This is a genomic window from Epilithonimonas sp. (assembly GCF_056329745.1).
On record NZ_JBWEYV010000005.1, the window covers coordinates 53,192 to 68,936 of the forward strand.

Below are 15,745 nucleotides of genomic sequence, written 5' to 3' on the forward strand. Positions count from 1 at the left end.
GAAGGTAACAATTCTGTAATCTTAAAAAATACTTAGCTCAAAATAAATATTTAAATAATTGATTATCAGTAAAATAAAACAAGTTAACAATTAATTAATATTAATGTAATATTTTGATACATAATTAGAAGACCACATTGGCATCTGGTGATATATTAGTCGCAAACAAAAAATAATTTATCAGATGAATAAAATTGTAATGTGGTCTGTTACCGCAGCTTTGGCCGGCTTTCTTTTCGGCTTTGATGTGGTAGTAATCTCAGGTGCAGACAAAAAGTTGCAAATCCTTTGGAACAGTTCAGATGCCTTTCACGGGGCCGTAGTTATGGGCATGGCACTTTGGGGAACGGTGATTGGTGCTATATTTGGTGGCATCCCAACCAATAAATTTGGCCGAAAAAAAACACTATTGGTTATCGGTATCCTTTATGCACTGTCTGCGTTGGGAACCGCCTTTTGCAACGATCCTTATCTTTTTGCTTTTTTCCGTTTTATGGGCGGTTTGGGCGTCGGTGCTTCTACAATAGCTGCTCCTGCCTATATATCAGAGATTGCCCCGGCAAAAGACCGCGGCAAACTGGTTTCTCTTTATCAGTTCAATATTGTATTGGGAATATTGGTGGCTTTCCTATCCAATTATCTGCTTAGCGGTATTGGCGATGATGACTGGCGTTGGATGCTTGGTATACAGGCTATCCCTGCAACAATCTATACTTTGTGTACACTCTCTTTACCGGAAAGCCCAAGATGGTTGGTTTCCCAAAATAAAATTGATGAGGCAAAAAAAGTCATCAAAATCATTAATCCAGACCAGGATGCTGACGTAGTTATCTCCCAAATGGAAGAAGACCACGCCGAGGCTCCGAACGAAAACATCTTTATGAAAAAGTATCGTTTTCCTTTGATCTTGGCTTTCCTTGTGGCTTTTTTTAACCAGATGTCCGGTATTAATGCATTTTTATATTATGCTCCAAGAATCTTTGGCGAAGCAGGACTTGGTGAGAAAACGGCACTTCTCAGCAGCATCGGAATTGGTATTGTAAACATGGTTTTTACCCTGCTGGGTGTTAACCTAATAGATAAAGTAGGAAGAAGGACATTAATGTACATCGGATCTGTAGGTTATATTATTTCTTTGAGTTTGGTCTCTATGGCGTTCTATTTCCACTGGTCCGGTATGGCGATCCCTATTTTCCTGTTCGTTTTCATCGCATCACATGCTATTGGACAGGGAACTGTGATTTGGGTATTTATTTCTGAGATTTTCCCAAACCACTTGCGTGCATCTGGACAGGCGTTTGGCAGCTCTACGCATTGGGTTCTGGCAGCAGTTATCCCGTCTCTGATCCCTACTCTGTTCTCTACTATTGGTGCAGGAACTGTCTTTCTCGTCTTCACCATAGCAATGGTATTCCAATTATTGTTTGTCATTTTTATGATGCCTGAGACCAAAGGTGTTTCTCTGGAAAAATTAAGTAAAACTCTTATAAAACAAGATTAATGAAAAAATTATTGATATCCGCCCTGGCTAGCGCTAGCCTGATCTCCGGATTAAACGCTCAAGATAAAAAACCTAACATGTCAGAAGAACAATTATATAGACCCAATTATCACTTCAGCCCAAAAAAAGGATGGATGAATGATCCTAACGGATTGTATTACAAAGACGGAGTTTACCATTTATTCTTCCAGCATTTCCCGGATGGTAACAAATGGGGACCAATGCACTGGGGACATGCAACCAGCAAAGACCTCATTACCTGGGAAGAACAACCGATTGCGCTGCATCCTGATGAGCTGGGTTATATATTTTCCGGCAGTTCTGTAGTGGATAAAAACAATACATCCGGCTTTGGCGACAAAAAAAATCCACCGGTTGTGGCTATCTACACTTATCACAACCCCAACAGGGAACAGGACGGCAAAATCGATGTGGAATCTCAGGGGATTGCCTACACACTGGATAACAGCAAAACATTTACAAAATACAGCAACAATCCTGTACTGAAAAACCCTGGCATTAAGGATTTCCGAGATCCCAAAGTTTTCTGGGACAGCAAAAGGCAACAATGGATTATGGCTTTGGCAGCGCAGGACAGAGCCCATTTCTATGCCTCAAAAAACCTAAAGGACTGGACGTTCCAGTCAGAGTTTGGGAAAGACCTTGGTGCCCATGGCGGTGTTTGGGAATGCCCAGATCTTTTTCCTATAAAAGTGGAAGGCAGCAACGAGGAGAAATGGGTTTTAATCATTAACATCAATCCTGGCGGCCCGAATAAAGGTTCTGCCGCACAATATTTTGTAGGTGATTTTGATGGTAAAACATTTACTCCTGACGCTCTTTTTACCAAACAAATCCAAAGAGATAAAGCGGCTTGGCTGGATTGGGGGAAAGACAATTACGCCAGCGTTTCTTTTGACAATGTACCACAGAACAAGCGCATTATTATCGGCTGGATGAGCAACTGGGAATATGCCCAAGATGTCCCTACCAATGCATGGCGCAGCAGCACCACGATCGCCAGGGAGGTCTCTCTCAAAAAGACCAATGAAGGCTATATCCTTAAGAATTTCCCTGTGTCCCAATTAAAGAATTATGAAGGAAAAGCCGTTCAGAAAAAACTGCAGCTTTCGGGAGATCAGGTCTTGATTGATAAAAAACAAATAGACCTTACCAAAGCCGTTTTGGATATAGACCTCAAAAAACTGACTTCTGGCACTTACACATTCGCGCTTAGAAATACATTGGGTGAAGAAGTGATTTTTGGTATCGATAATAAGAATAACGAACTTTTCATAGACCGATCCAGATCTGGGAATATCAATTTTGGGAATAATTTCGCATCGCCTATTACAAAAGCGCCTTTGTCCCAGAGCCTCGCCAATGCAAAACTCAAACTGTTGCTGGACAAATCTTCGATAGAGATTTTCCTTGATAATGGAGAGAAAGTGCTTACCGAAATATTTTTTCCCAACGAGAGCTTTTCTACGCTTTCCGTATCTACAGATACCAAAGGCAGCAGCATAGGCCTAACTGCCCATCAGCTTAACATCAAATAAAACTAGATATTATGAAGAAATACAAAATAGCAATTGCACTTTGCCTTCTGCCGTTTTCTTTTGCCATGGCGCAGGAGATTATCAAGGGGAAGGTAGTGTCTGCTAACCAAAAACCGCTGAGCGGCGTAAGTGTCTCTGTATCTGAAACCGGAGAAAACACCACTACCGACAGCAAGGGAGAGTTCAAACTGAATGATCTTGTAAAAAGCAATACGCTAATCTTTACTTACCCCGACTATTCTACACAAGAAGTAGTGGTGGATGACAGGACAGTCTTCAATATTATTTTGGCTTCTGAGAAAATCAAAAATATCGAAGAAGTAGTAGTAACCGGCTATACCAAGCAGAAAAAAACAGATATTACCGGTGCGGTTTCCATCGTGGATATGAAGGATCTCAACAAGCAAGCCGAGCCAAACCCGGTAAAATCCCTCCAAGGCCGTGTAGCTGGTGTCAACATCTCTACAGATGGATCGCCTTCCGGAGGGAATACCAAAGTCCTGATCCGTGGTGTAGGTACGCTTAACAATACAGATCCTCTATATGTTATAGACGGGGTTCCCACAAAAGCAGGCATGCATGAGCTTAATCCCAGCGATATAGAAAGCATGCAGGTGCTGAAAGATGCCTCCTCTGCGAGTATCTACGGTTCCCGCGCGGCTAACGGCGTGATCATTATTACCACAAAAAAGGGTAAAAAAGGTAAATTAAAATTGGATCTTAATTACTACACTGCCTACTCTCAATATGCTAAAAAAACACCAGTTCTTACTGCAAAACAATTTGGTCAGGTTCTTTGGCAGGCTAATATTAATGACGGTCTCGATCCTAACAGTAACAACCTGAGCTACAACTTTGACTGGAATGTACAAAATGGTGTCCCTACCCTTAACGGCATCTATGTTCCCGAATATCTTGATGCTGCAAAAACCATCAAATCTGCCAATACCAACTGGTACAATGAAGTTTCGCAAACCGGGATTGCCAACTCTCTGGATGTCTCCGCCTCCAGTGCTTCGGATAAGGGTTCTTCATTCTTTTCATTGGGATATTATGACAACGATGGTATTGTAAAACTCACCAACTTCAAACGTCTGTCGGCAAGGGTTAATACCACTTATAACTTTTTTGACGGCAAACTTAAAATTGGGGAAAACCTGACTTTCAATAAAACCAACGAGGTAATGGATCCGGGTGTTCTGGATCCCGCATTGCGTGCTTTGCTAATCATTCCTGTCCGCACTGTGGATGGCATTGGCTGGGGCGGCCCTGTTGGTGGTATGAATGACCGTCAAAACCCAATGAGGCTGCTAGAATACAACAAAGATAACGGCTACAAATACCAGCGGTTCTTCGGGAATGTTTTTGCAGAGCTGCAATTAGTTAAAAACCTTACACTAAGGTCTAGTTTTGGTGTTGACCTTTCCAATTATTATAAGAGAACCCTGCAAAGAAGCTATGTATCAGGTTATCTTAAAAATGATAAAAATGCCGTCAATATAGATCAATCCAATACCGAAAAATGGACCTGGTCCAATACTGCACAATACACCGCCAAGATTGGCAACCACCATTTTGATCTCTTGGGAGGAACGGAAATGTACCGCGAACAGTATGACAACACATGGCTTAGGAAAGAAGGTTTCCTAATAGAAAATCCAGACTATATGTACCCTGATGCCGGTACTGGTGATGCCTTTAATGGTGGAACTTCTACTTTGTACAGCCTTATGTCTTACTTTGGAAAATTCTCCTATGATTACGATAACCGTTACCTGTTTTCTGCAACATTGCGTTATGATGGGTCTTCCCGATTTGGGAAAAACAACAGGTTTGGGACTTTTCCTGCATTTTCTGCCGGATGGCGCATCAACAAAGAGGATTTTGCTGAAAAAATCATCCCTTTCTTCTCAGACCTTAGGCTGAGAGCTGGCTGGGGGCAAACTGGTAATCAGGAAATCAGCAACTCGGCGGTGTACTCTTTATACATCGCCAACTATGCCGGAGGCAACCCGACATGGGCGACTTCTTATGGTACAGCCTACGCCATATCAGGTGTAGGCAGCGGCCTTCTGCCATCAGGCTTTATCGCTACCCAAACCAAAAATGATGATCTTAGATGGGAGACTACTACCCAAACCAACCTCGGTTTGGATTTCGGATTTTTCAATCAGAAACTAACAGGTTCTGTGGATCTTTATAAAAAAGAAACCAAGGACATCTTGGTACTTCCACCTTACTTGGGTGTAATTGGTGAAGGTGGTGACCGTTGGATTAATGGTGCCTCTATGGAAAACAAAGGGATTGAGACTGCTTTGGCTTATCAGGACGAGACTTCCGGCGGTTTCCGGTATGAGGTTTCTGCCAATTTTTCCATAAACAGAAACAAGATTACAGAACTGCCACAGTCTGTGGTTAACAACTACGGCGGCAACGGCACTACAGACAACATCCTAGGAAGACCGGTTAATTCTATGTACGGCTACGTTGCAGACGGACTTTTCCGTACCCAATCGGAGGTTGACAATTCTGCCACACAGTCAGGAAAAGGACTTGGCCGCATCCGCTATGCCGATCTTAATGGGGATGGTGTGATTGATGACAAAGACAGAACCTGGATTGGCAATCCCAACCCAGGATACATGTATGGGTTGAACCTAAACTTCTCTTACAAGAACTTTGATCTTTCTACCTTCTGGCAAGGCATAGGCGATATTGACGTGGTTAATGTCAAAAAATACCAAACCGATTTTTGGAGTGTGGACGATGTGGGTTCCAATAAAGGAACGCGCCTGCTGAGTGCGTGGTCTCCACAAAACCCCAACTCTGACATCCCGGCTCTAACAACCGTTGACAGTAACGCAGAATCAAGGCTCTCGTCTTATTATGTAGAAAATGGCAGTTACCTGAAGCTAAGAGTTTTACAATTGGGTTACACCTTTCCAAAATCCATGATGGAGCAATATAAGATCAGTAACTTCAGGATCTACACCAGTGTACAAAACCTGCTGACCATCAAATCCAAAAGCTTCACAGGCATAGATCCAGAGACGCCAGCCTATGGCTACCCATTTCCGTTGACCTTCAATTTTGGTGTTAACTTTTCCCTTTAACCATTAATATTTTAAAAATGAAAAAGAATATACTTTTACTCATCTCCTGCGGGCTCCTGCTAATTGCAACTGCCTGTAATGATTTCCTCGACAATGATCCCAGAGGTGTCCTTTCCGAAACAGATGTTGTCTCTGCGCAGAATGTGGATGGTTTTGTGGTAGCCGCTTATGCTGCGTTGGGAAATGACCATTATGATACCCCATTCAGTCTTTGGCCCTATGGGAACGTACGTTCCGATGACGCTTACAAAGGTGGCAGTGGGACCAATGATATCCAGACATTCCATTTCTTCGAAATCTCCAATAACATCCGTTCGGATTTTGGCGAGTTAGACCGCTTGTGGTATATCAGTTATGTAGGTATCGGCCGATGTAACAAGGCTATTGCGGCACTCAAACAACTCTCCGATGCAGAGTATCCCAACAAACAGAAACGTATTGCGGAGATGAACTTTATCCGCGGGCATTTCTACTTTATGCTAAAGATCCTTTTCAAATATGTACCCTACGTGACAGAAGACACTCAGGTAGAGGATTATCCCAAAATCTCCAACAGAGCAAAATCTGACCAAGAACTTTGGGAGGCCATTGCCTCAAACTTCGAATTTGCTGCTGCTAATTTACCAGCTACACAGTCTGACCTGGGGCGGCCAAAGAAAAGTGCGGCCTACGCATACCTTGCCAAAGTAAGGCTTTATCAGGCCTATGAGCAGGATGACAGTTATAATGTAATCAAAATCAACCAGCAAACTCTACAAAAATCTGTAGATGCCGCGAACCAAGTGATCGGCAACTATAGCCTGGAGCCGGACTTTGGCTACAATTTTTTACCAGGTGCTCACGAAAATGGTCCCGAGGCAGTATTCTCAATCCAATATTCAGACCATGATGGAACTTTGTTTGGTAGACTCAACTATGGTGATCTGCTCTCTTTACCACAAGGCTTAGGCTGCTGCGATTTCCACAAACCGAGCCAAAACCTGGTCAATGCCTTTAAAACGACATCCCAAGGCTTACCCATGTTTGACAATTATAATGAGGTAAACCTAGATTACAACCATCTCAGCAGCTACAATGTGGATCCAAGGCTCTACCATACCGTTGCCATGCCGGGATTACCATGGAAATATGACGAAAACAAAATTTATCAGGAGAGTTGGGTAAGAAGCCCCGCCACCTATGGCTATTTTGCATCGTTAAAAGAAAATGTGCCCGTAGGATGCAGTTGTAGTGTCAATGTAGATCCTTTCTATGGAAATTCAAAGAATAGGATCATCATAAGATACTCCGATGTTTTACTGATGAAAGCCGAAGCATTGATAGAAATGGGGCAACAGGATGCCGCATTGCCACTCATCAATCAGGTTAGAAGCCGGGCAGGTGCCAGCACCGTATTAACGGGAAGTTACACCAGCAATAATCTCATCAGCAAATATGAGCCGGGCGTTAATTGTACATGGAGCCAGGATTTTGCAAGAAAAGCATTGCGCTGGGAACGCCGTATGGAGTTTGCCATGGAAGGCAACCGCTTCTTTGATCTTGTAAGATGGGGAAATACAGCAGAAACCCTCAACAGCTATTATGCGGTAGAAAAAACGAGAAGGTCTTACTATTCTCAAGCCGGATTTGACCACGGCATTGAGGAATACTGCCCTATTCCATTGGCTCAAATCAACTTTAGCCAAGGTGTTTATAAACAAAATAAAGGTTACTAAACAACATACTAATGAAAACTATATTTAAAAATTTTCAGCTACTGGCAGTCCTGCTATTGTGCGCAGCCCTTGTGTTGTCGTGCGAAGAGCAGATGGAAGACCGCCTTGTCACAGACGTTGCCGTTAATATCACCTCGTTCAGGGTGGGCAATGTTGCCGGTACCATTGACAATCAAAATGATAAAATCAATGTAACCCTGCCCTATGGCACCAAGGTTACAGCTTTATCTGCCGCTATAGACATTCCTCAGGGTGCCGTGGTATCGCCGGCTTCTGGGCAGAGTGTCGATTTTTCTGAGGCGGTGAAATTCCGTGTGAGGAATGGTAATATTTACAAAGATTACCAGGTGACTGTCAAAGCTCAGGATCCTATCCTCAGTTTCAAGATCAACGGTTTGTCTGCAACTATTAATAGTATCAATAAGAGCATTGCGCTGACCATGCCTGACGGTACAGACCTGTCTGCTTTGCAACCAGTGATAGAAACCGGTGCAGGGGTATCTGTTACACCAGCTTCGGGAACAGTTATCAATTTTAAAGATCCAGTTACATTTACGGTTTCTAATGCTAATTTAACAGAAACTTACACAGCCAAAGTAACTATCCCGGTTTCCGGCCCATCCATAGCATTTATTGGCACAGCTTCTACCAGAACCGGCCTTACCAATGCAGACGAAATCGCAGCTTCGGACTGGCTGTTCAGTAAATATGCCGGTGCCGTATATATTTCCATGGCAGATATAGGCAGTGGTGCAGCAAACCTTAGCAATATTGATGTACTTTGGTGGCATTTTGATTCTGCGGTAAGCTTACCAGCAGAGGCTCTGAATGCTAACGTTACATCAAAGATTAAAACTTACATCAATGCAGGTGGTAACATTCTGCTCACCAGTTTTGCATCGAAGTATGTGGATGCGTTGGGCATTGTACCAGCTGGAAAAGGACCTAACAATGTCTTTGGGGATTTTCCTCCGAGTGGCTTTGTAGATACTGGCAATGATTGGGGGATCTCCTTCAAGGGGCATGAGAACCATCCTGTATTTGACGGTCTGCAAACTTACGAATCAGGGAAGGCCAATCTGCTACAAAAAGGCACCTTCCGACTGAACCATACAGCATGGTGGTTTTTACCTGAATGGGGTGGCTATGTCAACTGGGCTGGATGGCGCACACAAACCGGCGGAACAAATCTTGCCAGCGAAGCTTGGGACAACACCCTGGATGGTCGTGTAGCGATTGCAGAATTCCCGGGAGGTAGTGCCAAAAAAACATGTATAGTTATCTCTATGGGTGCCTATGACTGGTACAATGAAACCTCCAACGGCAACCCTAGCCAACCTAACAGCTATCTTGATAATATTAAAAAGATCACGGATAACAGCCTTAACTATCTTGTAACCCATTAATTATAATCCAATGTCAATCAAAACAATATATTTATCAACCGTCCTGGCACTTGCTTTATTCTCCTGCCAGGATCATGATTCGGGTGTTGATATTAATCCGGATGATATTTTCAAAAAAACCAATATTTTCCCTTTACCTCCGGAACAGTGGATGCAGGGCGACAAGCCCTATTATACTGCGGGATATGTGGGCGACGTGATGCCTTACTATGAGAATGGGAAATTCCATATGTTTTTTTTGCATGATGCAAGGACAAAACCTTCTGGAGAAGGCTTCCATGACATCCACAGTATGGAGACCATCAACTTTTCCGACTACAGTTATTCTGGGAGGCAGATTGCCTACGGAACCACTTCTGAACCTGATTTTGGCGTAGGTACTGGCAGCATGGTGAAAGTTGGCAATACGTATTATTACTATTATACCGGTCATAACGAGATAGCTTCCTTTATCTCTTCTAACCCAAGGGAAAGTGTTTTATTGGCCAAAAGTACTGATATGAAAAACTGGACCAAAGTTTCCAATTTTAAAATCACAGCTCCGGCAGGATATTACGATTATGACTTCCGTGATCCACACGTTTTCTTCAATACCGAAGACGGAAAGTACTGGATGCTGGTATCTACACAAACCTCTTCCCGCAAAGCTGTTTTGCTTAAGTTTACGACCAACAATCCAGAGGCAGGAAACTGGACGCCGGAAGGTCCTCTCTACACGACAACAGCTTCCGAAAATTACTTGATGATGGAATGCCCAGATATTTTTAAAATGGGTAACTACTGGTATCTGATATTCTCAGAAAATTGGAGCGACAATACCGGAACCCGATACCGAATAGCGAGCTCGCCCAACGGACCATGGACTACTCCTGCAGTTGACCGTTTGGATGGTTCTTACCTGTATGCCGCAAAAACTGTGGCAGACAATACAGACCGTTACCTTGTGGGCTGGACAGCCAGAAAAGTTCCTGAGAATAATACCGGAGGAAAAGACTGGGCAGGAAACCTTGTCGCGCACAAGCTGGTACAAAATACTGACGGTACACTTGCAGTAAAACCGATCGCCAGCGCGCAGAATGTATTTTCAAAAGCAGCAGACTTGACTGTAGATCAAATAACAGGCAATGCCAGCCAAAGCGGAAACAGTTTTAATCTGGGTGCCAATTCTCAGGTGACATTTGGTAAACTTCAAAAAGCAGAACAGATTAGCTTTACATTGGATACTAGCTCGGGCCAATCAGGTTTTATCCTTTCACATGACAGCAAGGCTGGCAGTGGCGTAAAAATTTCGCTAGAACCTGGTCAAAAAAGAATTGCCGCCTATATCCTGAACGATGGAGCAGAAACGTTGGCCAATACCTATCCCATTACGGCCATTGCAGGCAACACTTATAATGTGACCGCACTTATCAGCAATGATGTATGCGTGGTTTATATTAACGATAAAATTGCTTTCAGTAACAGAGTTTACCAAGTTGTTAACCAAAAATGGAGTATCTTTAGCTCTTCAGAAAGTACGTTTAAAAATATCAATATAAAAATACCTCATTAATGTTCAATAACAAGATTATTAAAGCTGTCAGTTTTGGAGAAGTTCTTTTCGATGTATTTGAATCTGAGAAAAAAATTGGCGGGGCACCACTCAACCTTGCGCTCCGAACAGCTTCTTTCGGTTTCCCGGTAGCTATGATCAGTGCCATTGGTAACGATGAAGACGGACAAACGATCCTAGATTACACCCGGGATAATCACCTCAACACTTCCGGAATCCAGACCACATCAGAGTACGAAACGGGAGTGGTTCAGGTTTCCCTTAATGACCGCGGGTCTGCGACATATGAAATCAAATTCCCTGCTGCATGGGACTTTATCAGTGTTAATGATTCCATTCTAAATACGGTGAAAGAGGCTGATGTATTTTTCTTCGGCAGCCTGGCCTCCCGAAATAAAGCATCTAGAGATACGCTGTTTGCTTTACTCGACTCTAATGCTAACATGTTTAAGGTTTTTGATGTAAATCTCAGAAAGCCATTTTATGAGACAGAGCTCCTCCAACAACTGATGGACAAGGCCGATTTTATCAAATTCAATGACGAGGAGATTTTAGAGATAGCTGGAGAACTTGGTTTAAAGTCTGATGACCTAGAGGAGAATATTTATTTCATTTCAGAAAAAACCAATACCCCAGCCATCTGTGTTACGCTTGGAAAACATGGCTCAATCCTGCTTTGGGACGGCGTTATTTACAGCCATGGCGGTTATCCCGTTACTGTCGCAGACACTGTGGGAGCTGGTGATTCATTTTTGGCAAGCCTCACCGCAAAGTTACTAACGGGACACAGTCCGGATGATGCCTTGGACTTTGCCAGTGCTGTAGGGGCTATGGTTGCCACCTTTACCGGCGCCAATCCTCAAATTGATTATACTAAATTAAACCAATTAATTAAACAAAGCCTGTAGTAATACAGGCTTTGCCTTTAGGAAGGCAATCTATAAACTGTAAAAAACAATTAGAACGCAGAAATGGCCCTTTTCTATCCGCAGCCAGATGTGAATAAATAGGCAGTTAAATTGTCTTGTAACGGAGGAGCTGAGGCTTTGCTGTTTTTATTACTTTTAATAAATCGTTAGACATAAGTGACGTCGGATCTTATATAAAAAACTTAATTCCTATATTTGTTGGCAAGTAAATGTTCTTTATCATACTTCATCCAACAGAAGAGGTTTTGCTTAACGCAGATTAATAGGGAATCGTGTGAGAATCACGAGCTGTCGCGCAACTGTAAGTAACACCCAAAAGGTTTTTATCAAGTAATGTCCACTGTTCGCCAAGGCGTATGGGAAGGACGATAGAAACTGTTACAAGTCAGGAGACCTGCCTATTCTGAATGGACAATGCTTTCGCGATTTTGAAGCTTTTGGTCTTACCGATGATATATTAATGACGCTTTTTCCTTTCATGGGATTACTGTGTCTTTTCGGTATATCATTTTTTTCCAACTCTTTATCGGTCAGCATTGCGAAGCATTCTAAAGCACTTTTAGAGTTAATGTTTAATTTTTTAAAAGTTTAAAGAAGATGCAAACGCACCTGCTTGGCTATCCGCGTATTGGTAGCAAAAGAGAACTCAAAAGAGCCTGCGAGCACTATTGGTCGGGCCAAATTGTACTGGAAGAACTTCTCGGTGTGGGAAGAAGTATTTGTAACAACAACTGGAATCTCCAAAAGGAAGCAGGAATTGACCTGATCCCCTGCAATGATTTTTCCTATTATGACCAGGTTCTGGATATGACGCTCACGCTGGGCGCCATTCCTAAACGCTATCGCGACATTGAAGTGAAGGTCCAACATGAAATGGATTTGTATTTTGCGATGGCAAGAGGGTATCAGAAAAACGGGTTAGACATCACCGCCATGGAAATGACCAAATGGTTTGATACCAATTACCATTACATCGTTCCCGAATTTTACAAGGATCAGACATTTAGCCTGAGTTCCAACAAGATTTTCAACGAATTTGAGGGTGCACGGCAGGCCGGTATCCAGGCCAAACCAGTCTTGATTGGGTTGGTTACCTATCTATTGCTTGGCAAAGAAAAAGAAGAAGGTTTTGACAGATTAGACCTAGCAAAAAACCTTTTACCAGTTTATCTAGAAATTTTGACCCGGTTGCAGGAACAGGGTGCCGAATACATTCAGTTTGATGAGCCTTTTCTTGCTTTAGATTTATCCGAAAAAGCCAGAGAAACTTTTGTGTATGTGTATGATCAAATACGCCAAAAATTTCCGAAACTGAAATTCATTATCGCCACCTATTTCGATGGTTTAAAGGATAATATCAGTTTGGCAACATCACTTCCGATTGATGTTTTGCACATTGATTTGGTGAGAAATCCTGATCAACTGGACAATGTTTTGAATGCCGTTCCTGAAAATTTGAGTCTTTCACTCGGAATTGTGGATGGTAGAAATATCTGGAAAAATGATTTCGAGAATTCTTTAAAATTCATTCAAAAAGCAAAAGAAAAATTGGGTTCAGAACGAATTTTTATTTCCTCATCCTGTTCACTTTTGCATTCGCCTTGCGATCTGGATTTTGAAACATCTTTAAATTCCGAAATAAAAGACTGGCTCGCTTTTGCCAAGCAAAAAGTGCAGGAAATTTTTGTTTTAAAAGAGCTGGCAAATGGAACTTCTGATTCACAAATTTTAGAAGAATTTGAAGAAAACAAAAAAGCGTTGGCAAGCAGAAAAACTTCAAAATTAATTCATAACGAAAAAGTTAAACAAAGAATTTCATCTTCAACTGAAAAAGATTCCCAACGAAAAAATGCTTTTGTCTCCAGAAGAAAAGCACAACAGAATATCCTGGGATTACCTCTGTTTCCCACTACCACTATTGGATCTTTCCCACAAACCAAAGAAGTAAGGAGCTGGCGTGCCCAATTTAAAAAAGGCGATTTAACGGCCGAGCAATACGACCGATTGCTGAAGGAAGAAACCAAGCGGACTTTGGCTTGGCAGGAAGAAATCGGTATTGATGTTTTGGTTCACGGAGAATTTGAACGGAATGATATGGTGGAATATTTTGGTGAACAATTGGAAGGTTTTGCATTTACAAAAAACGGTTGGGTACAGAGCTACGGAAGCCGTTGTGTAAAACCGCCTATTATTTTCGGAGATGTTTCCCGTCCAAATCCGATGACGGTTTATTGGTCTGAATTTGCTCAATCCCAAACCAAAAAATGGGTAAAAGGTATGTTAACAGGTCCCGTTACAATTCTGCAATGGTCTTTCGTTCGTGATGACCAGCCGCGCTCAGAAACCTGCCAGCAAATTGCCTTTGCCATTCGCGATGAAGTTGAGGATCTGGAAAAAGCAGGCATCAAAATCATTCAGATCGATGAACCCGCGATTCGCGAAGGATTGCCACTTAGAAAAGCAGAATGGCAGAATTATCTGAAATGGGCGGTAGAAAGTTTCCGTATTTCAGCAAGCGGCGTGGAAGATTCTACTCAGATTCATACACACATGTGTTATTCGGAATTCAATGATATTATCCAAAATATAGCCGATATGGATGCCGATGTCATCACGATTGAATGTTCGCGCTCTCAAATGGAACTACTAAGTGCTTTTGCTGATTTCAAATATCCAAACGAGATTGGTCCTGGTGTTTATGATATTCACTCGCCGAGGGTCCCGTCCCAAGAAGAGATGACTGATTTGTTAAGAAAAGCCGAACATGTAATACCCGCTGACCAGCTTTGGGTGAATCCTGATTGCGGATTGAAAACCAGACACTGGGAAGAAACCGAAAAAGCATTGATTGCCATGGTTGCCGCGGCAAAGGAAGCGCGGTCGCACTACGTGAAAGCGGAAAACCTGAACAATCAAGTGCATTAAGATTTGCCTCAACACGAAGAAAAATACTGCCCAAGATGCCACACCGCTTTTGAATGTAAAGCCGGTTCGATTATGCTTTGCCAATGTTCCACTATACGACTAACGCATGAAGAACTTGAGTTTATCCAGTTGCAATACGAGGACTGTCTTTGTGCCCAATGCATGAAGGAACTGAAAGCAGTCTATCACCGGCAGCTATTACAGGATAAAATGAAGCGCATTTTGGGTCTATTTTATAAATCTTAACCGCTACTATTAACATCACCTCGCAGGTCTCGAAAACCTGTGAGGTTTATCCAAACCCAAAAACAATGACAACAGAAGAAAAAATACAACAATCAGAAACCCGGATATTTAAAGCCGTATTTCCCAATACCACCAATCATTATGACACGCTTTTTGGCGGAACTGCCATGCAGATGATGGATGAGGTAGCGTTTATCACCGCCACGCGATTTACCCGGCAAACCGTAGTTACCGTCAGCAGTGACAAAATCGATTTTAAAAAGCCCATTCCAGCGGGAACCATTATAGAACTCATTGGCCGTATCACCCATATCGGGACAAAAAGCCTGAAAGTAAGCGTTGAAATTTTTATTGAGCAAATGTACTCGGAGCACCGCGAAAAAGCAGTTCATGGCGACTTCACTTTTGTGGCCATTGACGAAAATAAACAACCCGTTGCCGTTTGCCATCTTTAAAAAAATCAGCAACAATTATGGTGAAGACGATCCCTTAGACAGAAAGTTGAAGATTGGTCTCTTGCGAAGAACGACCAGCTTTTAATACCTCGATTTTTATCCCAATTATTTTATCTATATTTGCTGCCATCTGGTGCGCCGTAACAAGCACTTAAAAGGGAATCCGGTGAAAATCCGGGACAGACCCGCTGCTGTAAGCTTCGTAAAAGGTTTTTGAAAATTATATCCACTGTTTTTTAATGGGAAGGATTTCAAAAATGAAGTAAGTCAGAAGACCTGCCAGGCCATTTTAACGTTTGACGCTTTCGTGGAATAAAGCTTAGGACAACAATGATTCTGTGCAG

The 15,745-nt window shown here is 42.5% G+C and carries 10 protein-coding genes and 2 riboswitches; all 10 genes read left to right on the plus strand.

Annotated elements, in window-relative coordinates:
- The first annotated feature begins 184 nt into the window (after positions 1-184).
- The 10 genes from AC00Y6_RS05295 to AC00Y6_RS05340 all read left to right on the plus strand — a co-directional run bounded on the left by AC00Y6_RS05295 (position 185) and on the right by AC00Y6_RS05340 (position 15,401).
- Positions 185-1,501 (plus strand): sugar porter family MFS transporter, encoded by a 1,317-nt coding sequence (locus AC00Y6_RS05295; protein ID WP_474489577.1) that lies wholly within the window; start codon positions 185-187, stop codon positions 1,499-1,501.
- Positions 1,501-3,060 (plus strand): glycoside hydrolase family 32 protein, encoded by a 1,560-nt coding sequence (locus tag AC00Y6_RS05300; RefSeq protein ID WP_474489578.1) that lies wholly within the window; start codon positions 1,501-1,503, stop codon positions 3,058-3,060. The genes AC00Y6_RS05295 and AC00Y6_RS05300 overlap by 1 nt, the downstream gene beginning before the upstream one ends.
- An 11-nt stretch (positions 3,061-3,071) precedes the next feature.
- Positions 3,072-6,173 carry a SusC/RagA family TonB-linked outer membrane protein gene (locus AC00Y6_RS05305; protein ID WP_474489579.1) on the plus strand — a complete coding sequence of 1,034 codons (3,102 nt, stop codon included), beginning with the start codon at positions 3,072-3,074 and terminating at the stop codon, positions 6,171-6,173.
- A 17-nt stretch (positions 6,174-6,190) separates the two neighbouring features.
- Positions 6,191-7,888, plus strand: a complete 1,698-nt coding sequence (locus tag AC00Y6_RS05310) for a RagB/SusD family nutrient uptake outer membrane protein (RefSeq protein ID WP_474489580.1) — start codon at positions 6,191-6,193, stop codon at positions 7,886-7,888.
- A gap of 11 nt (positions 7,889-7,899) precedes the next feature.
- A complete protein-coding gene (locus AC00Y6_RS05315) occupies positions 7,900-9,294 on the plus strand; it encodes a DUF4960 domain-containing protein (RefSeq protein ID WP_474489581.1) in 1,395 nt (464 codons plus the stop codon).
- A gap of 10 nt (positions 9,295-9,304) precedes the next feature.
- A complete protein-coding gene (locus AC00Y6_RS05320; RefSeq protein WP_474489582.1) occupies positions 9,305-10,846 on the plus strand; it encodes a glycoside hydrolase domain-containing protein in 1,542 nt (513 codons plus the stop codon).
- Positions 10,846-11,754 carry a carbohydrate kinase family protein gene (locus AC00Y6_RS05325; RefSeq protein ID WP_474489583.1) on the plus strand — a complete coding sequence of 303 codons (909 nt, stop codon included), beginning with the start codon at positions 10,846-10,848 and terminating at the stop codon, positions 11,752-11,754. Before AC00Y6_RS05320 ends, AC00Y6_RS05325 begins: the two co-directional genes overlap by 1 nt.
- Before the next feature lie 244 nt (positions 11,755-11,998).
- A riboswitch (cobalamin riboswitch) is annotated at positions 11,999-12,191 on the plus strand.
- 181 nt (positions 12,192-12,372) lie between these two features.
- Positions 12,373-14,700 carry a 5-methyltetrahydropteroyltriglutamate--homocysteine S-methyltransferase gene (gene metE / locus AC00Y6_RS05330; RefSeq protein WP_474489584.1) on the plus strand — a complete coding sequence of 776 codons (2,328 nt, stop codon included), beginning with the start codon at positions 12,373-12,375 and terminating at the stop codon, positions 14,698-14,700.
- A gap of 3 nt (positions 14,701-14,703) precedes the next feature.
- Positions 14,704-14,946: a cysteine-rich CWC family protein gene (locus AC00Y6_RS05335; RefSeq protein WP_474489585.1), complete on the plus strand. Its 243-nt coding sequence runs from the start codon at positions 14,704-14,706 to the stop codon at positions 14,944-14,946.
- A 65-nt stretch (positions 14,947-15,011) separates the two neighbouring features.
- Positions 15,012-15,401 (plus strand): acyl-CoA thioesterase, encoded by a 390-nt coding sequence (locus AC00Y6_RS05340; RefSeq protein WP_474489586.1) that lies wholly within the window; start codon positions 15,012-15,014, stop codon positions 15,399-15,401.
- A gap of 114 nt (positions 15,402-15,515) precedes the next feature.
- Positions 15,516-15,699: riboswitch (cobalamin riboswitch) on the plus strand.
- The last annotated feature ends 46 nt before the right edge of the window (positions 15,700-15,745 follow it).

What these genes read in the sequence shown, in the direction of transcription:
- metE (WP_474489584.1), top strand. Translation starts at nt 12,373, where the DNA reads ATGCAAACGCACCTGCTTGGCTATCCGCGTATTGGTAGCAAAAGAGAA.
- AC00Y6_RS05310 (WP_474489580.1), top strand. Translation starts at nt 6,191, where the DNA reads ATGAAAAAGAATATACTTTTACTCATCTCCTGCGGGCTCCTGCTAATT.
- AC00Y6_RS05300 (WP_474489578.1), top strand. Translation starts at nt 1,501, where the DNA reads ATGAAAAAATTATTGATATCCGCCCTGGCTAGCGCTAGCCTGATCTCC.
- AC00Y6_RS05325 (WP_474489583.1), top strand. Translation starts at nt 10,846, where the DNA reads ATGTTCAATAACAAGATTATTAAAGCTGTCAGTTTTGGAGAAGTTCTT.
- AC00Y6_RS05340 (WP_474489586.1), top strand. Translation starts at nt 15,012, where the DNA reads ATGACAACAGAAGAAAAAATACAACAATCAGAAACCCGGATATTTAAA.
- AC00Y6_RS05305 (WP_474489579.1), top strand. Translation starts at nt 3,072, where the DNA reads ATGAAGAAATACAAAATAGCAATTGCACTTTGCCTTCTGCCGTTTTCT.
- AC00Y6_RS05320 (WP_474489582.1), top strand. Translation starts at nt 9,305, where the DNA reads ATGTCAATCAAAACAATATATTTATCAACCGTCCTGGCACTTGCTTTA.
- AC00Y6_RS05315 (WP_474489581.1), top strand. Translation starts at nt 7,900, where the DNA reads ATGAAAACTATATTTAAAAATTTTCAGCTACTGGCAGTCCTGCTATTG.
- AC00Y6_RS05295 (WP_474489577.1), top strand. Translation starts at nt 185, where the DNA reads ATGAATAAAATTGTAATGTGGTCTGTTACCGCAGCTTTGGCCGGCTTT.